24 protein-coding genes are annotated in these 23,917 nt (G+C 73.0%); 11 read left to right on the top strand and 13 right to left on the bottom strand.

Features of this window, described 5'->3' with window-relative positions:
• Nucleotides 1-51 precede the first annotated feature (51 nt).
• Together WMF19_RS49805 and WMF19_RS49800 are read right to left on the bottom strand one after the other, a co-directional pair.
• Nucleotides 52-1,701 carry a 5'-nucleotidase C-terminal domain-containing protein gene (locus WMF19_RS49805; RefSeq protein WP_437896791.1) on the bottom strand — a complete coding sequence of 550 codons (1,650 nt, stop codon included), beginning with the start codon at nucleotides 1,699-1,701 and terminating at the stop codon, nucleotides 52-54.
• Nucleotides 1,702-1,948: 247 nt separating this feature from the next.
• Nucleotides 1,949-2,812, bottom strand: coding sequence for a LysR family transcriptional regulator (locus WMF19_RS49800; protein ID WP_437896790.1), 864 nt, complete (start codon nucleotides 2,810-2,812; stop codon nucleotides 1,949-1,951).
• Between the two features lie 83 nt (nucleotides 2,813-2,895).
• On the opposite strand from WMF19_RS49800, the gene WMF19_RS49795 reads away from it, so the two are divergent.
• Both WMF19_RS49795 and WMF19_RS49790 read left to right on the top strand, forming a co-directional pair.
• Complete coding sequence (locus WMF19_RS49795; protein ID WP_437896789.1) at nucleotides 2,896-3,684, top strand: hypothetical protein; 789 nt, start codon at nucleotides 2,896-2,898, stop codon at nucleotides 3,682-3,684.
• Nucleotides 3,671-4,477 carry a hypothetical protein gene (locus WMF19_RS49790; RefSeq protein WP_437896788.1) on the top strand — a complete coding sequence of 269 codons (807 nt, stop codon included), beginning with the start codon at nucleotides 3,671-3,673 and terminating at the stop codon, nucleotides 4,475-4,477. The genes WMF19_RS49795 and WMF19_RS49790 overlap by 14 nt, the downstream gene beginning before the upstream one ends.
• A 149-nt stretch (nucleotides 4,478-4,626) precedes the next feature.
• On the opposite strand, the gene WMF19_RS49785 is transcribed toward WMF19_RS49790, so the two are convergent.
• Both WMF19_RS49785 and WMF19_RS49780 read right to left on the bottom strand, forming a co-directional pair.
• A complete protein-coding gene (locus tag WMF19_RS49785; RefSeq protein WP_437896787.1) occupies nucleotides 4,627-5,604 on the bottom strand; it encodes a hypothetical protein in 978 nt (325 codons plus the stop codon).
• Nucleotides 5,605-5,713: 109 nt separating this feature from the next.
• Complete coding sequence (locus tag WMF19_RS49780; RefSeq protein WP_437896786.1) at nucleotides 5,714-6,358, bottom strand: glutathione S-transferase N-terminal domain-containing protein; 645 nt, start codon at nucleotides 6,356-6,358, stop codon at nucleotides 5,714-5,716.
• A gap of 384 nt (nucleotides 6,359-6,742) precedes the next feature.
• Between WMF19_RS49780 and WMF19_RS49775 the strand changes: the two genes are divergently transcribed.
• A complete protein-coding gene (locus tag WMF19_RS49775; RefSeq protein WP_437896785.1) occupies nucleotides 6,743-8,857 on the top strand; it encodes a cytochrome C peroxidase in 2,115 nt (704 codons plus the stop codon).
• 88 nt (nucleotides 8,858-8,945) lie between these two features.
• On the opposite strand, the gene WMF19_RS49770 is transcribed toward WMF19_RS49775, so the two are convergent.
• Nucleotides 8,946-9,908, bottom strand: a complete 963-nt coding sequence (locus WMF19_RS49770) for a hypothetical protein (protein WP_437896784.1) — start codon at nucleotides 9,906-9,908, stop codon at nucleotides 8,946-8,948.
• Nucleotides 9,909-10,024: 116 nt separating this feature from the next.
• Nucleotides 10,025-10,765 (bottom strand): SDR family NAD(P)-dependent oxidoreductase, encoded by a 741-nt coding sequence (locus WMF19_RS49765; protein ID WP_437331246.1) that lies wholly within the window; start codon nucleotides 10,763-10,765, stop codon nucleotides 10,025-10,027.
• A 107-nt stretch (nucleotides 10,766-10,872) separates the two neighbouring features.
• On the opposite strand from WMF19_RS49765, the gene WMF19_RS49760 reads away from it, so the two are divergent.
• Complete coding sequence (locus tag WMF19_RS49760) at nucleotides 10,873-11,490, top strand: TetR/AcrR family transcriptional regulator (protein WP_437901765.1); 618 nt, start codon at nucleotides 10,873-10,875, stop codon at nucleotides 11,488-11,490.
• Nucleotides 11,491-11,524: 34 nt separating this feature from the next.
• Here the strand turns inward: WMF19_RS49760 and WMF19_RS49755 are convergent, their stop codons facing one another.
• Nucleotides 11,525-12,250: an SDR family oxidoreductase gene (locus WMF19_RS49755; protein WP_437896783.1), complete on the bottom strand. Its 726-nt coding sequence runs from the start codon at nucleotides 12,248-12,250 to the stop codon at nucleotides 11,525-11,527.
• Nucleotides 12,251-12,480: 230 nt separating this feature from the next.
• On the opposite strand from WMF19_RS49755, the gene WMF19_RS49750 reads away from it, so the two are divergent.
• Together WMF19_RS49750 and WMF19_RS49745 are read left to right on the top strand one after the other, a co-directional pair.
• A complete protein-coding gene (locus tag WMF19_RS49750) occupies nucleotides 12,481-13,632 on the top strand; it encodes a methionine aminotransferase (protein WP_437896782.1) in 1,152 nt (383 codons plus the stop codon).
• Between the two features lie 105 nt (nucleotides 13,633-13,737).
• The gene (locus WMF19_RS49745) at nucleotides 13,738-14,862 is read left to right on the top strand and encodes an acyl-CoA dehydrogenase family protein (RefSeq protein WP_437896781.1); all 1,125 of its coding nucleotides are present in this window, start codon (nucleotides 13,738-13,740) and stop codon (nucleotides 14,860-14,862) included.
• Between the two features lie 69 nt (nucleotides 14,863-14,931).
• Here WMF19_RS49745 and WMF19_RS49740 read toward each other — a convergent pair whose 3' ends face one another.
• The 5 genes from WMF19_RS49740 to WMF19_RS49720 form a co-directional block, all read right to left on the bottom strand.
• Nucleotides 14,932-15,288 carry a response regulator gene (locus WMF19_RS49740; RefSeq protein WP_437896780.1) on the bottom strand — a complete coding sequence of 119 codons (357 nt, stop codon included), beginning with the start codon at nucleotides 15,286-15,288 and terminating at the stop codon, nucleotides 14,932-14,934.
• Nucleotides 15,289-15,376: 88 nt separating this feature from the next.
• A complete protein-coding gene (locus tag WMF19_RS49735) occupies nucleotides 15,377-16,111 on the bottom strand; it encodes a response regulator (RefSeq protein WP_437326439.1) in 735 nt (244 codons plus the stop codon).
• 22 nt (nucleotides 16,112-16,133) lie between these two features.
• Nucleotides 16,134-17,711 (bottom strand): sensor histidine kinase, encoded by a 1,578-nt coding sequence (locus WMF19_RS49730; protein ID WP_437896779.1) that lies wholly within the window; start codon nucleotides 17,709-17,711, stop codon nucleotides 16,134-16,136.
• Nucleotides 17,712-17,736: 25 nt separating this feature from the next.
• On the bottom strand, nucleotides 17,737-18,471 hold the full coding sequence (locus tag WMF19_RS49725) for a sensor histidine kinase (RefSeq protein ID WP_437896778.1): 735 nt from the start codon (nucleotides 18,469-18,471) through the stop codon (nucleotides 17,737-17,739).
• A 46-nt stretch (nucleotides 18,472-18,517) separates the two neighbouring features.
• The gene (locus tag WMF19_RS49720) at nucleotides 18,518-19,117 is read right to left on the bottom strand and encodes a response regulator (protein WP_437896777.1); all 600 of its coding nucleotides are present in this window, start codon (nucleotides 19,115-19,117) and stop codon (nucleotides 18,518-18,520) included.
• Between the two features lie 673 nt (nucleotides 19,118-19,790).
• On the opposite strand from WMF19_RS49720, the gene WMF19_RS49715 reads away from it, so the two are divergent.
• The 5 genes from WMF19_RS49715 (at nucleotide 19,791) to WMF19_RS49695 (ending at nucleotide 22,940) form a co-directional block, all read left to right on the top strand.
• A complete protein-coding gene (locus WMF19_RS49715) occupies nucleotides 19,791-20,282 on the top strand; it encodes a GreA/GreB family elongation factor (RefSeq protein ID WP_272096501.1) in 492 nt (163 codons plus the stop codon).
• A 169-nt stretch (nucleotides 20,283-20,451) separates the two neighbouring features.
• Nucleotides 20,452-21,492, top strand: coding sequence for a Spy/CpxP family protein refolding chaperone (locus WMF19_RS49710; protein ID WP_437896776.1), 1,041 nt, complete (start codon nucleotides 20,452-20,454; stop codon nucleotides 21,490-21,492).
• Nucleotides 21,493-21,521: 29 nt separating this feature from the next.
• Nucleotides 21,522-22,088, top strand: coding sequence for an RNA polymerase sigma factor (locus WMF19_RS49705; protein ID WP_437797369.1), 567 nt, complete (start codon nucleotides 21,522-21,524; stop codon nucleotides 22,086-22,088).
• Nucleotides 22,081-22,482 (top strand): hypothetical protein, encoded by a 402-nt coding sequence (locus WMF19_RS49700; protein ID WP_437896775.1) that lies wholly within the window; start codon nucleotides 22,081-22,083, stop codon nucleotides 22,480-22,482. The genes WMF19_RS49705 and WMF19_RS49700 overlap by 8 nt, the downstream gene beginning before the upstream one ends.
• Nucleotides 22,479-22,940, top strand: a complete 462-nt coding sequence (locus WMF19_RS49695; RefSeq protein ID WP_437896774.1) for a hypothetical protein — start codon at nucleotides 22,479-22,481, stop codon at nucleotides 22,938-22,940. The genes WMF19_RS49700 and WMF19_RS49695 overlap by 4 nt, the downstream gene beginning before the upstream one ends.
• 39 nt (nucleotides 22,941-22,979) lie before the next feature.
• Here WMF19_RS49695 and WMF19_RS49690 read toward each other — a convergent pair whose 3' ends face one another.
• Nucleotides 22,980-23,903: an NAD(P)/FAD-dependent oxidoreductase gene (locus tag WMF19_RS49690; RefSeq protein ID WP_437896773.1), complete on the bottom strand. Its 924-nt coding sequence runs from the start codon at nucleotides 23,901-23,903 to the stop codon at nucleotides 22,980-22,982.
• Nucleotides 23,904-23,917 lie beyond the last annotated feature (14 nt).

The following is a 23,917-nucleotide window of genomic DNA, read 5'->3' as shown; positions in this document are numbered from 1 at the left end:
CATCTGGACGACCCCGAGCGCCGCTTTTGGCGGGAAGCCCGCGGAGACCCCTCACGGATCGGATCGATCGCGCCCCCTCGCGCCGGAGGGCGGCGAGGAGGACAGCGCGTCCAGCTCGCCGCGCGTCACGCGCTTGTCGCCGTCGCGGTCGAGCGCCTTCATCATCTCGCCGACGACCACCTCGGACGGCGTCTCGGAGGTCGTCCTCGCGACCGCGGCCCTCAGCTCCTCGGCCGAGACGCGGCCGTCCCCGTCGGCGTCGATCGCCTCGAAGGCCCCGAGCTGGCGGACGAGGTCCGCGGCGAACGACTCGACGAGGACGAGCTTCGGCTCGCGCCCGCTGTCCGCCGGCGGCACCTTCTCCGGGTGCTCCTGGGCGAAGCGGACCAGCGGCGCGATGTCATCCATGCCTCCGAGGAGCCCGCGCGGGAGGGCGATCCGGTACGCGCGATCATCGACCAGCGGGAGGCCGTCGATCGCGCTCAGGACGCCTCGGGCGTCCGTCGCCATCCGGTCGTCGATCTGGAGGTAACCGGCGTGCTGGGCGGGGGCGCGCGACCGCGACGCGGCGACGGCCTCGCGGACGACGCGGCCAGGCAGGAGGGTCACCACCACCTCGTTGCTGAAGGGCACCTCGGCCTTGAGATCCCCGTAGGTGAAGCGCTCCCGGTACACGCGACCGCCGCGGATGCCCCCGCCGTTGAAGAGGCACCCCTCCGCCCCGAGGGCGTCCCGGATCCGCGAGCAGAGCAGCGCTCCGAGCGAGGTCTGCTGCACCCGCGTCCCGACGGACGAGAGCTCGCTCCCCGGCGGAAGCCGGAGGAGGGTGGCCGCGTCGAGATCGCGAACGATCTGCATGTGGCGGTCGACGCGCGCGCGCATCGCCGGATCCTCAAGGTAGGCGCCGACCTCCTCGATCCGGACGGTGACCGCGGGCAGGTCGGGCGCCCCTGCAGGCGGCGCCTTGGCCGGCCACACGAGGTCGATGATCGCAGCGCTCTCCGCGTCGGTGCCGGCCTTCACGACCCAGCAGCCGTTCACGTCGTCGAGCATCACCTCGTGCTCGTGCCCGCCGAGGATCACGGGAAAGCGCGGATCGCGCTGCGCCCGCGCGAGCGCGAGGTCCTGGTCGCGGCTCTGGTGCGTGATCGGGATCACGCACGCGCACCCCTCGTCGCGGAGGAGCCGGCGGGTCCAGCGCAGGGCCGCCTCGTTCGCCGGCTCGATGTCGATCCCCCCGAACGCGTCCCGCCGGTAAAGGCCCTTCACGTGCACGAGCAGGCCGAGCAGGCCGATCCGGACGGTCCGCCCGCCGGGGCTCGAGATGTCGAGGATCTCGTGCGTCGGCAGCGCCGGAGAGAACGAGGGCATGTTGGTGTTGAGCCACGTGCCCCGGAACTCCTGCACCCGCGCCCTGAGCTCCGGCAGCTCGACGTCGGCCTCGTGGTTGCCGAAGATGGTGTGGGTGATCGGCAGCGCGTTCATGCAGTCGACCATGCCCCTGCCGTGATCGAGGCTCGACAGCAGGCTCGGCGCGAGGAAATCGCCGGCCATCACGGTGATGAAGCGATCCACAGGCCCGGCGGCGTGGCGCCGCACCAGGGTCGCGAGGCGCGGTAGGTTGTCGAGCAAGTACACGTCGTTCACGCAGACGATCCGCAGAGCGGGGCCTCTGGGCAGGGCGTGTGGGGCGGCGGTCATGGCCATCGAAGATAGCCCAGCCAACGGCCGCGCGAGGCCGTCAGCGCCGAGCGCCCCTCGCCTTCGGCGGGCGCCACGCGCGCAGGCTCTCCGCGAGCGGCTCGAGCACCGCGCGCACCCGCGGAATGGCGCGGGCGCTGCGCGGGCAGTGCAGGACGAGCGGGCGTCGCGCGGGCGGCAGGACCACACGCGCCGCATACTGCTCCGACGCGAAAGCGCGCAGATCGAGCCCCTTCCCGACAGGCGCTCATCCGTCGAAGGTGAGCTCCTTCTGGACGTGCCGCTCCAGCCGCTCCAGCACCTGGCGCGCCACGCGCCGGAGCCGCCGGGGGTAGACGACGACGAGGGGCGGGCTCGGCAGCGGGAGCCTGGGCAAGAGGCGGATCAAGCGCCCCTCCTGGACCCGACGCGCGACCAGCCAGCGCGGGAGCACGCTCACGCCGAGCCCTGCGTCCACGGCCCTGAGGTTCGTCTCGATGTCGTCGGTCGTGAGCCTGACGGCGAGCCCCAGCTTCTCGAGATCGCGCACCCCGCCGCTCGCCACGACCCGCACCGCGGCGAGCTCCGACATGGATGTCGGCGCCGGCTTGCCCGCGAACAGGCCGGCGCTCCCGACGAGCCACTGGGGCGAGGTCCCCAGCGTTCGCTCGATGAACGACGGCTCGCTGCGGACGCCGACGCGAAGCGCGAAATCGAACGCGCCTGCCACGAGGTCGACCCGCTGATCGGTGAGCGCGGCGTCCACGACGAGCCCCGGCGACTCGTGCATGATCCGCACGAGCTCCGGCACGAGGAGGCGACGGCCGAGCGCCCCAGGCGCCGAGAGCTTCACGCGGCCCGCGAGGTCCCCGAAGCCGGAGGCGGCGCGGAGCTCCGCGTCCTCCAGCGCGCGCACGTGCTCCTCGATCTGCTCGTAGTACGCGCGCCCCTCCAGGGTGAGCGCGACGCGCCGGGTGGTGCGCTCGAACAGCCGCAGCCCCAGCCGCGACTCCAGATCGGCGATCCCGCGGCTCGCTGCCGATTGCGTCATGGAGAGCTCGCGCGCCGCCCGCGAGAAGCTGCCGCTGTCCGCCACCTTGCAGAACACGCGCAGCGCGAGGAATCGATCCATGGCTCAATTTATTCTGAATTGAAATAACTGTAAGCCGTATTCTAACGCTACCGGCATGAGCGGGCGCTGACCATCCTGCGTGCATGCTCGTACGCCACACGTTCGATGGACCGAGGCGGGGCCGTCTGCTCCGCCTCCTCGCGTTCTTGAGCGCGCTGCTGCCACCCCTGGGCCTCCACGCGGCCGAGGCCACGGGGGCATCCCCGCCGCGGGAGGTCGCGCCCCGCAGCGCCGACTCCACCGGTCCGGGGTCTGCAGAGGCTCGCCTCGTCCTCGGATCACGCCTCGTGGGGAAGGACACGGGCGGCGGCCTGGAGCTCGACGGCCGCGTGCGCCTCGCTGGCGGGGCGCAGCTCGGCGCCGCTGTCGCCTTCTGGGCCCTCGAGCGAGCGTACATGGGGGGGCAAACGGTGAAAGGCGCGAGCGGCGCCTCGGGCGCTGCGGTCTTCCTGATGCCGCTCGTGGCGCACGGCCCGCTCGAGCTCGATCTGCGCCTCAAGACGGGGTTCCTGGCGCTCCGGGATGTCGGAGGGGACGGCGGGGGAGGCGGCGACGCGCCCGCGTCGGCGCTCCGGCACATCGACGAGCTATCGATGATGGCTCACGTCGCGCTCGGCGAGGCGTGGCTGCTCCGCGCCGGGGCCACCGTCGCCTTCGAGCTGGAGCTCGATCCGACGGCCGAGCTGGCCGACCTGGCGCAGGTCCTGACGGCGGGCGCCGGCTACGCCGTGTCCGAGCGCGTTCTCCTCACCCTCGACGCCAGCGCGGGAGGCAGCTTTGGATTCAACGGCGACAACGGGAAGTTCATGCTCGAGGGCTCGTTCGGAGCGCGCTTCGCTTTCGGACAAGGAGGCTCGCGTGTCGCTCACTGACCGCCGTGGCCACGGCCTTCCCCTCATGACGCTCGCGTCGAGCGCGTTCCTCGCGCTCCTGCTGGGGGCCGCGCGGGCCGACGCGCAGGCTCCGGACGCCGGGTCCGGGGACGTCGAGCGCGCCGGCGCGGGCGCCTTCGATGGCGGGCGGCCCGAGCCCGCGGACGCGCGCGGCGCGCGCCGGCCGGCGCCGGACGTCCCGGTAGGCGGCTTCGTCGACCTCGAATGGCGCGTGATGGGCCTGGGAGGACACGTGTCGCACGGGCCGGCGTTCGCCGCCGGCGTGACCTTCGCCAACGGCCTGGTGCGCCTCGGCCTGGGTGGGCTCGGGCGGCCTGGGCCCATGAATCCGGCCACCTTCGAGGTCGCTCTGCCCGGAGGGCAGACCTACAAGGGACAACGCACGCTCGAGCTCAAGTCCGACGGATCCATGCTGGGCGCGCACGTCGGGCTCTCGTTCCGGCTGCCCTTCGCGGAAGCGCTGGCGGTCCAGATCCCGATCACGGTCGGCTACGGCGGGTTCGGCTTCTACTTGCAGGGGAACGATCGCAAGACGCCCGACGGACGCCGCGTGAGCGCGTGGGAGGACGAGCTCTTCGCGGGCAAGGACTCGTTCCTCGGCGTGGTCGTCGATGCGGGGCTGCGCTTCGGGTACCAGCCGGACGACGCGCCGTGGTTCAGGCCCTACGTGGGCGCGAGCTTCACGGCCGTCCCCGGCTTCGACACGGTGGTGCGAGACGATTACCTCGGGTTCAGCGGAGTCCTCGGCGTGGAGCTCGGCCACGGCATCTGAGCGGGCGCCCTCGCCCGTGTCGTCGGCCGGTCCACGCGGCCCCTAAGCGCGAGCGCGCTCGTTCAACGCGCTTCTCGGATGTTCCGTTGGAACCGCCCCGACTCCCATCTTCTGTGCGACAGACCGGCTCGCCATGCTCCTTCGGGAGCTCAGGAGCTCCGTACCGGCTCCGCGAGCCAGCGAACCAGCGCCTCGCTCTCGAGATCGAGCAAGGCATCCTCGACCTCGCCCGGACCGATCGCGCGGGCTCGCTCGAGGATCGAGCGCTCTTCTTCCACCGTCGGCCGTCGGCCGATCCGACGCGCGAAGAGGCGACCGAGCAGCTCGGCGATCGCCTTCTCCTCCCCACGCTGCTCACCCCTTAGCTCGCCTCGCTGCTCTCCTCGCTGCTCCCCGCGTTGCTCCCCTCGCCGCTCGGCCTCGAGGATCAGCTCCCCGATGATCGGTGTGCGCCGGAGCAGCCCCTCTTCCTTGTCCTCCACCATGTCGACGAGCTCCTTCATCAGATTATGCCCCCAGGGATCGATGGCCGCCATCACCAGCAGCGCCGTATACAGCTCGGCCCGCTCCGCGGCCGTCGCCGCCCCCGCGTGGATCTCCGCGACGACGTCCCACAGCGCCGCCACGGTCGCGTCCCGCGCCAGCGGGGCGAACACCAGCCAGAGCACGCTGCCGCGCGCACGGAGCTCGCCGATCGTGTGCTGGTAGACGGCATCGATCCTGAAGTGCGCGCCGCTGAACGGCCGCCCCGGCCAGGCGGTAGAGCGCTGGCCCGTCGCACGCAAGCGCCGCTTCCTGCCCGAGAGGACCACGACGACGCTCTCGATCGGCGGCACAGGCTCACCGGGGGCTTCGAGGCGGAGCGAGGTGAAGAGGAAGCCGAGGTATTCGAAGACGCGATCCGGCACGTCCTCACGGAGCGCGTAGCAGAACTCGATGTGCAGCACCCGCGGCTCGCCGTCGACCCGCAGGCGCAGCGCCTTGTCGACGCGGCGCTCGATGTTCGTGACCTGGCTGTCCACCCAGCCGACGACCTCGGTGCGATGGCCCTCGGGGACGAAGGCGCGCACCAGGTCCCCGGGGCGCCTCCGGGCGAGGTGGCGCAAGGCGATATCGGCGTCTCCCATGCGTGGCGTCCCCGGCAGATCGCATGCCAGGGAGGAGGAGGCCGAAATCACGGGCTCCCAGCATGAGGTATGCGCGCTGGGCGGGTGGCGGCGCCATGGCGGGCTGCGCTCAGGGGTCGAACCGGTAGGTGGTCTCGCCGGCGGACGCCCGCGCCGCGAACTCTCGACAGAAGCCGTTCAGCGCGGGATAGGGATCGGTCGGCAGGACGCGCCGGAACTCCAGATGAGTGACGAGGCAGAAGAGCGCGACCTCCAGGTAGCTCAGATCCCGGTCCGACGGGAGCGCGGCGAGCGCGTGGCTCGCGTTGTCCTCCAGCCATGACATGGTGTTGATCAGGCTATTTCGCTGCTTCGCATGGTGCGCGCTGGCATCACCGGACCCAGCGGCGCCGGCCATGATCAGCGCGACCTCCGTCGCCATCGCATGAACGACGAGCTCCTGGGCGTTCGCGAGAAGGGGTTGGTCGAGGTCCTCCGGCCATACCGTGCGCACCGCGCGCTTCGACTGCCGCGACAGCTCGCGGCAGATATTGAGCGCGCCGAACCACACGCCATGGCGCGTCCGGAGAGCCGGCATCTTGAGCGCGGGGTTGCCCCCGTAGTCCACCGCGTTGGGCGACATGAGGTCCCGCACGACCTCGAGCGAACAGTCGACCCCCATCTCCGAGGCGAAGATCCGCGTCACACGCGTGAAGTGCGAGCTGGAGCGGCCGACGATGACGGGCTTGACGAGCTCTCCTAGAGCATCTGACATGCTTGCTTCTCCGATCCGAGAACCGTTCCGTGTCGATGCGGGTCCGGCGCGTGGAGCGCCTTGAGCTCCAACCCAGCCCCGTCGCGCCGCTCCAACGCATCATGGACAGGTAGCGTACCCGACGGCGAACCCGCGCTGTCAAGCATCCGGGCAGCATCCCAGTCGGTCACCCGGGTCCCCGGATCCACGCGCTGCGCGCGCTCACCTGCTCTATCGAACGCGCTTCCTCGCAGCGACCTCGTCGACCTCCGGCCCGTCCGCGCGAGCGGGCCGGCTCCCTCTCCGCCCGTCCGGCGCTCCAACCCAGCCCGACCAGGCCGGGCGAGCGGCGATCCGCGGCGACGCCCCTGTCACACTCTCGCCCGCTGGACCGATGGTCCACGCATGAGAGCCGCCGCTCCGACCGCCCTCGCCCTCCTCGTCCTCGCCTGCACCCCCGCCCCGCGCGACCTTGCGCCGCCGCCAAGCCCCCCTGTCGCGGCCAAGGCGCCGCCGCCGCCCACCTGCGCCCGGCGCGCGGCGGGCCCGGCGCCCGCGCCCCTCGACGCGACCCACGCCGGCTCCGGCGTCGCCCTCGCGGACCTCGGCGGGCGCACCCTCGCCTTCGTCGCCGACGAGGACGACGCCGCCCTCCACACCGTCGACATCGACGCCCGCGCCGCCCTCGCGCGCACCCCGCTCGCTGGTCGGCCCGCCCAGGTGATCGTGCTGGGCGACGGCCGCGTCGTGGCCTCGCTGCGCGACCGCGCCCTGCTCGAGGTGCTGGAGCCGGTGGGCCCTGCCGCCCCGCTCGAGCGAAGGTGCCTGGTGCCCGTGGCGAGCGAGCCGGTGGGCCTCGCGATGACGCCGGACCGCGCCACGCTGCTCGTCGCGAGCCGGTGGGGCCACGCGCTGACCAGCCTCGCGACCGCCGACCTCCGGCGCACCGGCGAGCTCCCGCTCGCCCGGGATCCCAGCGCGGTCGTCGCGTCGAGCGACGGCCGGCGCGCGTTCGTCTCCCACGCGGTCGGCGGCCGCATCAGCGTCGTGACGCTCGACGAAGGCGGCGCGCCGACCGGCGCGCGGGAGCTGTCGATCGACGGGGTGGAGCGGCGCGCCCGGATATCGATGTCGAAGCCCGCGGCGCCGTTCCCCCGCAGCTCGAGCGGGCCCTCGCGGAAAGTGCCCTTCCAGATGCGCCGCCCGACGGTGAACGTGGATCGCCGCGGATCCCAGGGCTTCGCGCTGGCGCGCTCGGCGAGCGGCGCGGTCTTCGCGCCCATCGCGCTCGTCGATCCGGGGCCCACGACGGGCGCCGGCGGTTATGGCAGCGCGCTCGTCCAGACCGCGATCGAGCACATCGCGGTCGTCGACGCGATGGGCGAACACGCGGACGTCCCGCCGATCTCGGCCCACCTCGGGCTCCGCGGCTGCCGGCTCCCGCGCGCGGCAGCGTTCGAGCCCGGGGACGAGGTCCTGCTCGTCACCTGCCTCGGCCACGACCAGGTGATCGCCTACGACGCCCGCGCCGAGATCCCCGGCAAGCCGCCGCGGACCGGATCGGTGCGGGATCGCGAGCTCTTCCGCGCCCGCGTGGGCGCCGGGCCCACCGCCGTCGCCGTCGACGGCGCGCGCCGGCGCGCCGTGGTCTTCTCCCGGTTCGACGGCGCGCTGACGATCCTGCCCGCCGCGCGCGCTCCGGGGCCGACCGCGATCAGCGCCATCGGCAAGGAGCTCACCGGCGAGCTGCCGGTCATCGCCCTGCCCCGCGCGTCGCGCCTCGACGAGCAGCGCGCGGAGGGCCAGCGGCTCTTCCACGCGGCCGGCGGCCGTCGCATCGCGTTCGACGGCCGCGCCTGCGCCAGCTGCCACCCCGACGGCCGCGACGACGCGCTCACCTGGTCGACGCCGGAGGGCCCGCGCCAGACGCCCATGCTCATGGGGCGGCTCGACGGCACAGCGCCGTACGGCTGGGAAGGCGGCAAGAAGGACCTGGAGAGCCACTTCGCCCGGACCATGTCCCGGCTCGCGGGCGCCGGCCTGACCGCGAAGGAGCGCGACGCCATCTTCGCGTACCTCCGCGGCATGGAGCCGCCCTCCGAGACAGCGGTCCTCACGGCCGAGGAGCGCGCCGCGCTCGTGGCGGCGCCGGCCGGCGCCGAAGAAGCGGCGGCCGCAGAGGCGGCAGCCGCGGCCGCCGGCGCCCGCGCGGCCCTCGCCGCGCGCGGCGAGGAGCTCTTCCATGCCCGCGAGGCGGGCTGCTCGAGCTGCCATGTCGGCGACGAGCTGACCACCGACGGCGCGCGGCACGACGTGCGGAGCGGGACGCGCTTCGAGGCGGAGCGCTCCTTCGAGACGCCCTCGCTGCGCTTCGTCGGCCGGTCCGCGCCGTACTACCACGACGGCCGCTACCCGACGCTGCTCGCGCTGGTCGAGGGGGTGGACGGGTCCATGGGCCACACGGCTCACCTGTCAGGCGGGGATCGGCGCGCCCTGGTCGCTTACCTGGAGTCGCTCTGAGGGAGGCGCGACAGGCCTGAACCGCGTCGCCCCGAGCGGGGCGCCGCTCGACGGCCACGCGCCCGGTCCCCGCTCCTCTTGCGGGAGCTCACGAGGGACGAATCGGCTCCGCGAGCCAGCGAACCAGCGCCTCGCCCTCGAGATCGAGCAAGGCATCCGTGACCTCACCCGGGCCGTTCGCGCGGGCTCGCTCGAGGATCGAACGCTCTTCTTCCGCCGTCGGCCGTCGCCCGATCCGCCGCGCGAAGAGGCGGCCGAGCAGCTCTGCAATCGCCTCCTGTGCTCGTTCTTCGCCACGAAGCTCGCCACGAAGCTCGCCTCGCAACTCACCTCGTCGCTCGGCCTCGATGATCATCTCTCCGATGATCGGCGTGCGCCGGAGCAACCCCTCTTCCTTGTCCTCCACCATGTCGATGAGCTCCTTCCGCAGATTATGCCCCCAGGGATCGATGGCCGCCATCACCAGGAGCGCCGTGTACAGCTCGGCCCGCTCCGCCGCGGCCTTTGCCCCAGCGTGGATCTCTGCGACGACCTCCCGCAGCGCCGCCGCGGTCGCGTCCCGCGCCAGCGGGGCGAACACCAGCCAGAGCACGCTGCCGCGCGCCCGGAGCTCCGCGACCGTGCGCTGGTAGACGGCGTCCACGCGGAAGTGCGTCCCGCTGAACGGTCGACCTGGCCACGCGGTACAGCGCTGGCCCGTCGCGCGCAAGCGCCGCTTTCTGCCCGAGAGGACAACAACGACGCTCTCGATCGGCGGCACAGGCTCACCGGGGGCTTCGAGGCGGAGCGCGGTGAAGAGGAAGCCGAGGTATTCGAGGACGCGATCCGGTATGTCGTCACGGAGCGCGAAGCAGAACTCGACATGCAGCACCCGCGGCTCGCCGTCGACCTGCAGGCGCAGCGCCTTGTCGAGGCGGCGCTCGATGTTCGTGACCTGGCTGTCCACCCAGCCGACGACCTCGGTGCGATGGCCCTCCGGGACGAAGGCGCGCGCGAGGTCCCCGGGCCGCCTCCGGGCGAGGTGGCGCAAGGTGATGTCCGCGTCTCCCATGCATCGCACGCACGGCAGATCGCGTGCCAGCGAGGAGAAGGCCGAGATTACGCGATACCCGCGTGAGTCATGCACATCGAGCGGGTGGCGGCGCCATGGCGGGCCGCGCGGCCCATTCAGGCCGCGAACCCGCCGTCGACGGTGATCGTCGCTCCGGTGATGAAGCGCCCGCCTTCGCCGGCGAGGTGAGCGACCGTGGCGGCGATATCGTCGGTGCTGCCGTAGTGACCGAGCGCGAGCATGCTCCGCTGCATATCCGCCCCAGCGCCGTTGGCCGGGTTCATGTCCGTGTCGATCGGGCCGGGCTGGATGAGGTTGGCGGTGATGCCGCGCGGCCCGAGATCGCGGGCGAGGCCCTTCGTGAGGCCGACCAGCGCGGACTTGCTCATGGAGTACAGCGCGATTCCCGGCCCCGGCACCCGGTCGGCGAGGCAGCTGCCCATGCTGATGATGCGCCCGCCGGCGCCCATGTGCCGCGCCGCGGCCTGCGAGGCGAGGAAGACGCCCCGAACATGGATCCCCAGCGTCTTGTCCAGGTCCGCGAGCGTCACGGCCTCGATCGGCGCCATGATGGCGACGCCGGCGTTGTTGACGAGGATGTCCAGCCTGCCGAACTCGGCCACCGTCCGCTCGACCGCGCCGACGATCGCAGCCGGATCCGCGGTGTCCGCCGCGATCGCCATCCCCCGCCGGCCGGCCGCCTCGACGTCGGCGATCACCGAGCGCCCCTTGTCCGCGGCGCTCACGTACGTCAGCGCCACATCCGCCCCGCCCCGCGCCAGCCGCTTGACGATCGCCGCGCCAATCCCGCGGCTGCCCCCGGTCACCAGCGCCACCTTGCCTGCAAATTCCGCCATGTCAGCCTCTTTTCTGTACAGATCGATACAGAATATATAGTCTGTCCCATGACGGGTGGTCAATCGTTTTTTATCGATTGTCACAGAATTACAGAAAGGTCTCGATGATGGTCGGACGAGGTCGCCCTCGCAGCTTCGATCGGAGCGCCGCCTTGCGGCGGGCGATGGAGGTGTTCTGGGAGCGGGGCTACGAGGGCACCTCGCTCAGCGATCTCACGGCCGCGATGGGCATCAACTCGCCGAGCCTCTACGCCGCGTTCGGCTGCAAGGAGGCGCTGTTTCGCGAGGCCGTGGCGCTCTACACCGAGGTCGAGGGCGCGACGACGAACCGGGCCCTGCGCGACGAGCCGACGGCGCGCGGGGCGGTCGAGGCGATGCTGCGCGGCAACGTGGAGGGGTACGTGACGCCGGGCAAGCCGAGCGGCTGCATGGTCGTGCTCGCCGCGACGCTCGGCACGCCGGAGAACGAGCGCGTGCGCTCCTACCTTGCCGGGTGCCGGCGGGCGGCGCTCGACGCGCTCCGGCGCCGGCTGGATCGCGGCGTCGTCGAGGGCGACGTGCCGGCGGGCACCGACACGGCGGCGCTCGCCGCCTTCTACACCGCGGTGCTCCAGGGCCTCTCCCTCCAGGCCCGCGACGGCGCCTCGCGCGAGGCGCTCCAGGCGATCGTCGACTGCGCGATGGCAGCATGGGAGACGCTGGCGAGGCCGCGCGCCGCGGTCTGAGCGCGCCCGGCGGCGCGCGGGGTGCGCCCACGCTCTACGTGGCTTCGTTCATCGGCCGCATGACGATCTGCACGATGCGCGAGCGGTCCCGCGGCAGCGCGGTGAGCACCACGGCCTCGGCCACGTCCTCCGGCGTGGAGAAGCCCCGCATGCGCTCCGAGCCGGCGGTGCGCCCGTCGCCGAGGGCGAAGTGGGTCTCGACGCCGCCCGGACAGACGGCGCTCACCTTGATGTTGTCCTGCCAGAACTCGCGATCGAGCGCCTGGGTCAGGCCCACCTGCGCGAACTTGGAGGCGCAGTAGATGGCCTCGTTCGGATAGCCCTGCAGGCCGGCGACGCTGGCGACGTTGATGATGTGGCCGCCGCCCTGGCGGCGCATGTGGGGGATGACCTCGCGGCAGAACAGCCATGTCCCCTTCACGTTCGTCGCCATGATGCGGTCGTAGTCGTCCTCCGACCACTCGAGGAAAGGCCGGTATCCGCCGATGCCCGCGTTGTTGACGAGGATGTCGACCCTCCCGAGCTGGCCGACGGCCCTCTCCACGCACGCGGCGACGGAGGCAGCGCGGGTGACGTCGGCCTCGATCATCAGCCCGCGGCCGCCCGCCGCGCGGATCTCCCCCTCGAGCGCCGACAGATCGGCCGCGGTGCGCGCCACGCCGACCACGACGGCCCCCTCACGGCTCAGCGCGAGCGCGCTGGCCTTCCCGATTCCCCTGCTCGCCCCGGTGATGAGCGCGATCTTGTCCTTCAGACGCACGGTGTCCCCTCTCTCTCCGCCGCGCGCAGAGGAACGGAGCGCCGCCCCCCGCGCCGGCGGGAGGCACGCTATCACGGGCGCGGCGCGCGCGCGCGGAGCCGGTAGCCGGCCTCGGGCGGGGCGCCGGCCGCGAGCCAGGCTGGTCTCGGCGGCGGCGGTCGCGGCCCTCGCGCTCCGCGGCGCGCTGCCGGGAAGCACGGCCGGGCTGGAGGGGTGATATAGGACCTGCCATGACCACGCCTGCGCTCCCATCGAAGCTGCCGTCGACCGGCGTCAGCATCTTCACGGTGATGACGCGGCTCGCGAACGAGCACGGCGCCATCAACCTGTCGCAGGGCTTCCCGGATTTCGACTGCGCGCCGGAGCTGGTGGAGGCCGTCGCCCGCCACATGCGCGCCGGCCACAACCAGTATGCCCCCATGCAGGGCGTGCTGGCCCTGCGCGAGGCGCTGGCGATGAAGATCGAGCGGCTCTATGGCCGCCGCTACGATCCGGCGACCGAGATCACGATCACCTCGGGCGCCACCGAGGGCATCTTCAGCACGATCACCGCGTTCGTCCGGCCCGGGGACGAGGTCATCCTGTTCCAGCCCTGCTATGACTCGTACGCGCCGGCCGTGCAGCTGAACGGCGGAACGCCCGTGTTCGTCACGCTCCGCTTTCCGGACTACCGCGTCGACTGGGACGAGGTGCGGCGCGCGATCACGCCGCGCACGCGGCTCCTGCTCATCAACTCTCCGCACAACCCGACCGGAACGATGCTGTCGGCCGACGACATGCGCGAGCTCGCCCGCGTCGTGGACGGGCGGGACGTCATCGTCGTCGGCGACGAGGTCTACGAGCACATCCTCTTCGACGGGCGCCGGCACGAGAGCCTCGCGCGGTATCCGGAGCTCTCGGATCGCTCCGTCGTCATCAGCTCCTTCGGCAAGACGTACCACACGACCGGCTGGAAGGTGGGCTATTGCGCGGCGCCGCAGGCGCTCTCGGCCGAGATCCAGCGGGTCCACCAGTTCGTGACGTTCGCGGTGAACGGCGCCATCCAGCACGCGTATGCCGAGCTCGTGATGCGCGACCCGCTCGCCGCCGATCTCGCGCCCTTCTACCAGGCGAAGCGGGATCTCTTCCTGAGGCTCATCGAGGGCTCGCGGTTCCGCCCGCTGCCGTGCGAGGGCACGTATTTCCAGCTGCTCGACACCTCCGCGATCACGGCCGAGCGAGACGCCGACTTCGCGCTGCGCCTCCTCCGCGAGCACGGCGTCGCCTCGATCCCGATCTCCCCGTTCCTCTCCGGCGTGGAGCCCGGGCCCGTCCTGCGGTTCTGCTTCGCCAAGCGGGACGAGACGCTGGAGCGCGCGGCGGAGAGGCTGCGCCGGGTCTGAGGGTCCGCCGCGGCGGACCACCTCCGGGGCGCCGCCTCCTGTAACATCCGGCTTCGCCGACGACCAGGCGAGCTCAATGCCTCGCAGCCACAGAGGAACGACCTCATGAATGCAGAGAAGAACGACGCAAGTCAGGCCGACGAGCTCCTCGCCGAGGCCGAACGGATCTCAGCGCTCCTCGCCGAGCACGCGGCTCAGCACGACCGGGATGCCACCTTCCCGATCGAGGGGCTGACCGCCATGATCCGCTCACCGATCAACACAGCGCTGCTCGGCGGGGCCGCCGGCGACGGCGCCGCCCGCGCGCCCTGCTCGTGGCTCACCTTCGGCCGCATCGTGGCCATCCTCGCGCGGGGCGACGCGTCGTTCGCCACGGCGTGGCTCATGCACCAGGGCGCCCTGTCGGTGTACCGCGCCCTTGTCGACCCCGGCGAGCGGTCCCGCTTCGAGCAGGCGATCCGCCGCGGCGCGTGGGTCGGCAACGCGCTCTCCGAGCCCACCAGCGGCAACATGTTCCTCGTGCCGCGCCAGGTGGCCGAGAAGGCCGCGGGCGGCTATCGCCTGACCGGCGAGAAGCGCTTCGTCACCGGGTGCGAGCGCGCGGACTGGTTCCTCACGGCCGCGGTCTGCGACGGCCAGCCGGCGTTCTTCCTCATCGAGAGGGACGACTCGATCGTCATCGAGCCCGTCTGGGACACCCTCGGAATGCGGGCCACGCGCAGCCAGATCGTCCGCTTCCAGGGCACGCCCCTGCCCGAGTCGCGGCGGCTCGCGCTCGATCCCCTGGCGCCGAACCCTATTCCCAACGGCCTCGGCTGGCTCTCCGTGGGCATCGCCGAGGCCGCCATGGCCGCGGCCGTGGCCTACGCCAAGGAGCGGGTCCTGCCGCCGGGCGACCGGCCCATCGCCGAGCTGCAATGGGTGCAGTTCGCCGTGGCCGACATGAGCATGCGCCTCGAGGCCGCGCGCGCCCTCGCCATGCGCACCGCCGCTGCCCTGGACGCGGGCGACCCGAGCTACGGCCTCCTGCAGCTGCAATCCAAGGTGGTGGCCAACGAGGCCGCGGTGGCCATCGCCACCTCGGCCCTGGAGATCGCCGGCGGCGCCGGGTACATGCGCACCCGCCCCATCGAGCGCCACCTGCGCGACGCGATGAGCGGCCCCATCATGGCCCTGTCCGGCCCCGCGATCCGCGACATCGTGGGCAAGGCCCTGCTCGGCATCGCCTGACGCCGCGCGCGCGGCCATCTCGCGCCGCGCGGGCCCGCGCGGCGTCGGCGCGCGCGGCGTCGGCGCGCGTCAGCCGAGCAGCTGCCGGATCCGATCGAGCAGCTCCGGAAAGCCGATCCCCTTCGCGAGCACCGCGTCCGGCGGGGGCGCGTCGCCGAGGCCCTCGTCGCCGCTGCCGCTGATCAGCACCGCCTTCGCGCGCGGCAGGCGCGCCCGCAGCGCCGCCACGAGATCGGTGCCATGACCGTCGCCGAGGTTCTGATCGAGCAGCGCGAGGTCGTACCGCGCGCCCTCCGCCGCGATCTTCTGCCCGGCCTCGGTGAACGAGCCGGCTTCCTCCACCTGGAAGCCCTCATCCTCCAGGAGCGTCGCGAGCACGAACCGGGACGACGCGTCGTCGTCGACGAGGAGCACGGTCACGCTCACGGCGCCCTCCTCCGCCCCCGCGGCCGGCGCGGTCGCGGCCGGGCATGGAGCAGCGCACGCCGCCGCCCGGCGCCATGTCCAGCGGCCCTCAGCACGTCCCCGGGTCGCTCCGGGCGCGCGCGATCGTGTGCATGAGCTCGCGCACCTCGAACGGTTTGTGGAGGCAGGCGTACCCGCCCTGGCTCGTGAACGCGTGGATCATCTCCGGCGTCGCGTGGCCGGTCATCGCGATCACCGTGATCCCGCGGCTCAGCCGCCGGATCTGCTCGTGGGTCCTCACGCCGTCCAGGGAGGGCATCCGGAGGTCGAGCACGCAGACGTCGACCGCCGCGTCCCGCGCGCGCTGGATGGCCGTGTGCCCGTCGTACGCGGCCTCCGCGCGCAGCCCCGCCGCCTTGAGCCCCGCCACGATCGACTCCGCGACCGCGGGGAGGTCGTCCACCACGAGCACGCCGCGCGACGAGAGGGCCCGCGCGATGATCCGCATGAGGTGCTCCATCGAGAAGGGCTTGTAGATGACCGCATAGACCCCCTCGCCGATGCCCTGCTCGATGAGCTGCTCGCGCGCGAAGCCCGTCATCAGCACCACCGTGAGCTCCGGCTGGAGCCGCTTGATCTCCCGGAACGTCGCGACGCCGTCGAGGCCGGGCATCCTCACGTCGGTCAGCACGAGCGCGAAGCGCCGCTGCCTCACGAGCTCGAGGGCGTGCGCCCCGTCGCGCGCCTCGACGACCTCGTACCCCTCGAGCTCGAGGTTCGCGGCGAGCGTGGCGCGCATCCCCTCCTCATCGTCCACCACGAGCACCGGTCCGGTCCCTTGCATCGACGGACGTCTCCCTCCGCTGTCACGCGAGCTGAACGGAGTGTACCTCCGGCGCCGCGGCGCGCGGTAAACGGATGGTGAACGTCGTCCCCGCGCCGGGCGCGCTCTCCACCGCGATCGTGCCGCCGTGCAGGCGGACGATTCCGGCGGTGATGGCGAGCCCGAGGCCCGTCCCCTTCAGCTTCGTGCTGAAGAGCGGCTCGAAGATCTTCGCGAGGTGCTCCTCCTCGATCCCATCCCCGTTGTCGACCACCTCGAGGCTCACGGTCTCGTCACACACACGCCCAACCACACGCACCCACCCTTCGCGTTCAACAGGGATCGCCTCGGCCGCGTTCTGGATCAGGTTCACGAGCACCTGCCGGAACTGGTCCTTGTCGAGGCTCGGCACCGGCAGCGCCGCCGGCACGAGGTTCTCGAGGCGCACGTGCGCGGGCGGCTCGACGACCGACATGGCGTCGTCCACCAGGGGCGCGAGCGGGCACGCGGTGCGGCGGAGCCTGCGCTCACGCGCGAAGTCCAGGAGATCGCCGATGATCCGGTTGCACGAGAGGAGCTCCTTCTCCATCAGGGCGAGGAACTGGGCGACGCGCGGCTCCGCGCCGACCTCGGTCCCGGCGAGGCGCTTCTTGAGGTAGTGCGTCGCGTTCCGGATGGCGCCGAGCGGGTTGCGGAGCTCGTGCCCGACGCTCGCCGCGAGCTGCCCTATCGCCGCGAGCCGCTCGACGCGCACGCTCGACGCCTGGGCCTCGCGCAGGCTCTCGGCCATGTGGCGGAGCGCCGCGCCGATGCGCCCGAACTCGTGCTTTCCCAGGTCGGGCACGCGGTGTTCGAGGTCGCCTCCGGCGATGCGCCGCGAGCACTCCGCGAGCGCGCCGAACCCGCGCGCCATCGAGCGCACAAGGCCGCCGAGGAGGACGACGAGGGTCACGAGCGCCGCCGTCATCAGGGCGATGCTCGCGATCCTGATCCTGGCGCCCGCGCGGCCCGCCTCCTCCGCGTTCCGCGCGACGTCGCGCCGCGCGTCGGCGATGGCCGCGTCGATCTGGGGCACGAACCCCTCCTCGTACTCGGCCTCGGGGCGCTCCACGAACCTCCGGTAGGCCGCCAGATCCCCGGCGCTCGCCATGCGGGACACGTGGTCGACGCCCCCGGCGATCGCCGCGAAGCTCGCGCGCATCCGGCGCAGGCGCTCGTCGCCCTCCTGCGCCTCGCGCAGCGCCTCGGGGGCGCGCTCGCCCTCGATCAGCGTCCGCTCGAGCGGCTCCCACGCCCGCTCGAGCGGCTCCAGCGCCCGCTCGCGCGGCTCCCGCGCCCGCTCGATCGCCTCCGCCGCGGCCAGGTCCCGCGCGACGAGCCCGGCCAGGTGGTGGAGCTCCTCGGAGTCGCCGCCGCCGAGGGAGATCTCCGCGGCTTCCCGCATGTAGCGGCCGGCGTGGTTGGCGAGCGTGACGTGGCGGGTGAGGTCCTCGTACGACAGCTCGGCGCGCCGCTGGAGCCGCGTCATGCTGGCGGAGGTGACGTAGAGCGCGCCGGTCGCGAGCAGCACGACGGCCGCGGCCACGGCGAAGATCAGCGAGAGGGCGGCCCGGATGCTCATCGCGGCGCCTCGGCCGCGCGCGACGTCACGGCCGCTCCTCGGCGCCCGCGCCGGGCGGCTCGGGCGCCGCGGCGAGGGGCAGCTCGATGCACGCCAGCGTGCCGGAGGGCGCGCCGTGGCCGAGGGTGAGCGTCCCGAAATAGCGGCGCGCCACGCGCCCCGCGATGTTGAGCCCGAGGCCGAGGCGGCCCGGCTTGGTTGTGTAGAACGGGCGCGTGATCGCCTCCCGCTCCGCCTCGGGCACGCCCGTCCCCGTGTCGCCGACCTCGATGCGGTAGCGGGCGCCGACCACGCTCCCGCGGAGCGTGACCACCCCGCCCCCGGGCATCGACTCCGCCGCGTTCTCCACGAGGCACCGGACCGCCAGGGCCAGCTCGGCCGGATCGAGCTCGACCACGCCCTCCGCCGCGTGGACGTCGACGCGGATCCCGGGCTCGGCGATGCGCGCGCAGGCCGCCGCCGTGAGGGCGCACTCGCGGGCGCTCGCGCTCACCGGACGCCGCCTGAGGCTCGCGTTCGCGTCGATGACGCCGTCGACGAGCGCGCTCGCCGCGATCGCCTCCTCGTCGATGACGTCGAGGAACTGCCCCACCCGCGGGTCGTCCCGAAAGGCCTGCTCCCGGGCGACCTTGCGCCGGATGAAGAACGCCGCATTGCGGATCGTCCCGAAGCAATTGCGCAGATCGTGGCGCAGCGTCGCCACGATCTCCTCGGCCGTCGCGGTCTGCTCCACCGCGCCGAGCGGATCTCGGCTCGTCATCGTGGGGGATCGCCTCCTCGGGTGCCGCGCTCGCCGCTGCGGGCGATCACTTGAGGGTCCGGGCCGGGAGCCCAGCGTCTCCGACCCGCACCGTGTCCAGGTAGCTCGACGCTGCGCGGGAGGACGGGGGCGGGTACGAGCTCACCCGCTCGCGCTGCGAGGACGCCGGCGCGTCCTGGTTCTCCCGCGGCCTGAGCGACGGCGCGGCCCTCCTCGTCTTCGAGGCGGGCGCGGCGGCCTCGCGCGCCGAGGAGGCGTCCACGGACCGCCTCGCGTGGGCGAGGCGCGCGAGCTCCAGGACGATCCGGGTGACCCGGGCGGGCTCGAACGGCTTGAGGATGACGTAGTGGCGGCCCGCCTCGCCGGAGCGGATGTACTCCTCGTCGCCGGTGATCAGCAGGCAGCTCGTGTAGAACGGCAGGCCGGCGACCCGCTTGAGGAGCTCGTCTCCGTTCATCCCGGGCATCTTGTAGTCGGAGCAGACCACATGGAACTGGCCTGTCTGCAGCAGATCGAGCGCCCGGTGGGCGGACGTGCAGGTCTCGACGTCGATGTCGTCGTCGAGGATGGCCGCGATGCTGTCCAGCATCCTCCGCTCGTCGTCGACGACGAGCACGCGCAGCCGCTCCTGGGCATACAGGCTCACGATTCTCCTCTTGTGTGCTCGTGCAGTGATCTGGACGCAACCCGAACGAGCGACGGCAGGACGCCTCGCGTCATGTCGCGCGCGCTCGGCTCGCGCGCTCCAGGCTGGTGGCGCCGCATCGACACCCATGCTCTCGTGTCGATGCGTTCCAGCCCGGAGCAGCGGCGTAGCAGATTAGGAATCTACACTACTCACCCTACCCCGGCAAAGAGATTCCTGAACGATTCCTGCGCGGTTCTCCCGCTCGCCGTCGCGGGGCGTCATCGAGCTTCCCCCGTCCTTCCTCGTGCTTCCAAGTCACCGTCTTGAAACATTCGATTCACACGGACGATAAGCGCATCGGCAGTCCGCCGCGCGCGACGCGCGTGGATTGCACATCTGCAAGGAGCGTGGAGTTCTCGACGCGAAAAGGAGCCATAAACTGGGACTCTGTGCGAGACGCATTCATTACAGAGTTGCAATCAGCGCATGTGTGCGCTCGGCGCTGCTCGCCGGCAGGCGCGCGGTCTTCCCGGAGGAGCCGGGCCGCCTCCCGTCCCCTCGTCCGACAGCGGCGGCGACGGGCGGGCGTCGCGCGGCGCTGAGGACGGCTGCGCCCCTCGGGTCTCGAGCGGCGGCGCCAGACGACCGTGGAGTGACCGCCGCGATCCCGTCTGGTAAGATGTGCGTGTCCATGCCACCGGCCATCGACAAGCGCGCATTGCTCGCGGCCCTGAGGGACCAGCTCGCCCGTGAGCTCGAGCGCTCCACCGAGCGGGCGCGCGACGCCGCCAGCGCCGCGACGCACGAGGAGAACCGCGCCGAGGGCGACAAGGACATGCGCGCCACCGAGGCGTCTTACGTGGCGCGAGGTCACAGCGAGCGCGTGCTCCAGCTCGAGCAGGCGCTCGCCAGGCTGGGCGCCCTCACGGTGCGCGACTTCGGCCCCGGCGCGGGCATCGAGAGCTCGGCGCTCGTGGAGCTGGAGAGCGGAAAGCGGCGCGCGCTCTACTTCCTCCTGCCGGCCGCGGGCGGCGAGCGCATCCAGTTCCAGGGGGTCGAGCTGCAGACCCTCGCCACGACGAGCCCCCTCGGCCAGTCCCTGCTGGGCCTGTCGGAGGGCGACGAGGCCGAGGTCGCCACACCGCAGGGCACGCGCACCCACCTGATCGCCAGCGTGCGGTAAGGCCGGGCCCGGCCGAGCCCGCGCCGGCCTCTCCCGGCTGCTGCGGAGCATGCTCGAGGAGCCCGCCTCCAGAAAAAGTCGCTCGTCCTCGTAGGGCTCCCCTCCCCGCCGGCGTCACAGGGATGAACGACCCGCTCGGCACGGCGCGGGCGACCCAGGAGAAGAGTCCATGACGCAGTCTCGTTGGTGGAGGCTTGGTGCGGTATTGCCGCTCGTCGGCGCGCTCGTCGGCGCGGCCGGTTGCACGGCGGAGACGGGGCAGGGCAACACGTCCCCGAGCGACGAGGCCGCCGAGGCGGCGCTCGCCCAGGGCCCGTCGAGGGCGGGCGGTCCCCGGGAGGGCTTCGGCGGCCATCGCGGCGGCCCGCGCGGCCCCGAGCACCTCCTGCGCGCGGCGCTCCACGAGCTCGACCTCTCGGACGCGCAGAAAGCGACGATCGAGGGCGCCCTCGAGGGGCTGCGCGACGGCGCGAAGGAGGGCCCGAAGGGCGGGGCCGTCTTCTCGGCGCTCGCCGAGGGCGTGCGCGCGGGCAAGATCGATCGGGCGGCGATCGAGGCGAAGCTCCCCGACGCCGGCCGCGCGGCCGAGGAGCACCGCGCGCGCGTCGCCGGGGCGCTGAGCACCCTGCACGCCACGCTGACGAAGGAGCAGCGCCGGCAGCTCGTCGACGTGATCGCCGCGAAGATGGATGAGCGAGGAGAGCGCGGCCCGCGCGGCGGCAAGCAGGGCGGCGAGCACCACCGCGGCGATCGCGGCGGCATGGGCGGCCCCGGCATGCGCGGCGGTCCGCTGGGCCATCTCCTCGCCGGCCTCGACCTGCGCGACGAGCAGCGCGCGCAGATCGACAAGGCCCTCGAGGGCGCGCGCCCGAGCGACGCCGACCGGGACGGGCGGAAGGAAGATCACGCGGCGAGGCGCGCCGAGATGCGCGCGCGGCTCGAGACGTTCGCCGCGGATCGCTTCGACGCGAACGCGTTCCTGCCGCAGCCGCCGGCGGGCGAGAAGATGGGCCCGCGGGCGCACCTGGACCGCATGGTCGGCGCGCTGGCCGCGATCGTCCCGATCCTCGACGAGGCGCAGCGCAACGCCCTCGCCGAACGCATCGAAAAGGGGCCGTTTGCGGGCAGGCCCGAGCGCGGCCCCGGGCCCGGCATGCGCGGCCCCGAGCACGGCCCCGGGCCCGGCATGCGCGGCCCCGAGCGCCGCTGAGCGCTCGTCCCTGTAGCGCGCGCGGTGCCATGGGCGCAGAATCGCGGGGGAACGTGATCGTCGACCTCAGGCTCGTCGCAGCGCGCGTCGCCAGGGGCGATGATGCGGCCTTCCGGCAGATCGTCGAGCACACGCGCGCGCCGATGTACCGCCTGGCCGCGCGCCTGGTCGGCGACCTCGCGGAGGCCGAGGACGCGCTGCAGGAGGCGTTCGTCGACGCCTACCGCGCCCTGCGCGAGGGGCGCTACGACGGGAGATCGAAGGTGGAGACCTGGCTGTACCGCATCGTGACGAACGCCTGCCTCGACGCCCTCCGGCGCCGCCGCGAGACCCCGCGCGAGGCGCCCGCCGAGCCGCGCTTCGACGGCCTCGTCTCCGCCGAGGCGCGCGTCGCGCTGCGCGAGCTCGACGCCCTGCTCGCCGCGCTCCCGCCCCAGGAGCGCGCCGCGCTCGTCCTCGTCGCCGTCGAGGGCCTGCCCGCGAAGGAGGCCGCGGCGGCGCTCGGCTGCTCCGAGGGCGCGGTCGAACAACGCCTGGTGCGCGCCCGCGCCGCGCTCCGCGCCCGGCAGATCGAGGAGGAGGCGCCGCATGTCTGACCGCGACGACGACCGGACCGGACCCGATCGGGACCTCGCGCGCATCGCGGCCGCGACCGCTCGCATCGACGCCGACGACCGCTTCACGGCGGCCGTGCTGCGCGCAGCGACGGCCAGCGCGGCCAGCGATCCGCTCGCGCGCATCGCGGCCGCGACCGAGGGCCTCGAGCCGGACGCCGGCTTCACCGAGGCCATGGTCCGCGCGGCGACGGCCGCTCCTCCCCTCCTCCCCGCGCGGCCCGCGATCGCCGACGGCATCGTCCGCTCGGGTCGCCCTGCCCTCGTCGTGACCGCCCTCGCTGCGGCCGCGAGCGTCCTCTTCTTTCTGCAGACGCAGCGCGACGTCGACAGCGCGATCGTGGCCTCTGTGGAGGCCGTCGAGGCGAGCGAATGACCCAGCGCCCCGCGTCCCCGCCCGCCCTCGCCCGCTGGAAGCCGCTGGCCGTGCTGGCCGCGGTCTTCCTCTTCGGCGGCGTCGCCGGCGCGGCCATCGGCCGCGTCACGGCGTTGCGCGACCTCGAGGCGACCTTCCGGGGTCCTCCGACCGAGGCGCGCGCCCAGTTCCGCCTCAAGGCGATGCGCCGCCACCTCGACCTCACCGACCGCCAGGTGCGCGAGCTCAGGGCGACCATCGCCGAGGCCGAGGCCGAGCGGGAGCGGCTCCTCTCCGAGTGCCGCCCCGCGCTCGACGCCCTCCGCGATCGCACCGACGCGCGCGTGAAGGGCGTGCTCACGCCCGAGCAGCTCACCCGCTACGAGGAGCTCGAGGCCGACCGGCGGCGGCACCCGGGCCCGCCGCCGTTCGGGCCGGGGCCTGGCCGCGGGCGCGGGCCGGGCGGTCGGGGCGACTGAGCGCCTGCCTGGGCAGGGCCGACGAGAGCGCGCTGCCCGCTACGCGAGATCCTCTTCTTGCAGCGCGCAGTTGATCCCGAACGCCGCGGCGGCCCCCTCGGCGGCGGCCACGATGGCGAGCAGCACCTCCTTCGAGGCGTCCCCGGCCACGAAGACCCCCTCGTGGGTCGTCTCCTCGTGCTCGGCGACCGTCTCGACGCCCCGCTCCTCCGTGACCGTGCAGCGGAGCCGCTCGGCCAGATCCGACCTCTGCTCCTGCTTCGCCTTGAGGAAGAGCGAGCGGCGCTCCACCGCGCTGCCGTCCTCGAGCACCACGCGCTCCAGCGTCCCGTCGCTGCCCTCGAGCCGGGCGATCCGCTCCTCGCGCACGCCGATCCGGTGGCGCGCGAGCCGATCCGCGTCCGATCTCGACAGGGATGCTGGCCCGTCCGTGAACAGGACCACATCATCGCTCCACGTCTTCATGTTCACGGCGAGCGAGACCCCGGTGCTGCCCTGTCCGTAGACGCCGATCGCCTGATCGCGCGCCTCCCATCCATCGCAGTAGGGACAGTGGTGCACGCTCTTGCCGTACATCGCGGGGAGCCCCGGGAGCTCCGGCAGCCGGTCGACGAGCCCGGTGGCGAGCAGCAGCTTGCGGCAGCGGAGGCGCTCGCCTCCTTCCAGCGTCACCTCGAAGCGCCCCGCTGCGCGGCGGACGTCGGTGACGGCCGCCTCGCGGATCTCGACGCCGTAGGGCTCCAGCTGCTCGCGCGCTATCCGCCGGAGCTCGGACGGCGCGATCCCGTCGCGCGACAGGAAGCCGTGCATCTCGCGCGCCGCGTGGTTGCGGTACTGCCCCGAGTCGCACACGAGGACGCGCCTCCGGCAGCGCCCCAGGATGAGCGCCGCGCTGAGGCCGGCCGGCCCTCCGCCGACGATGATCGCGTCGTACCCCGGGGTGTCCTCTTCGCGTGTCGACATGGTCGGTGCTCCGC

The organism is Sorangium sp. So ce124 (genome assembly GCF_051525235.1).
Taxonomy (GTDB): domain Bacteria; phylum Myxococcota_A; class Polyangia; order Polyangiales; family Polyangiaceae; genus Sorangium; species Sorangium atrum.
Note: the sequence above shows the minus strand (reverse complement) of the source record. Positions and strands in the feature narration are given on the sequence as shown.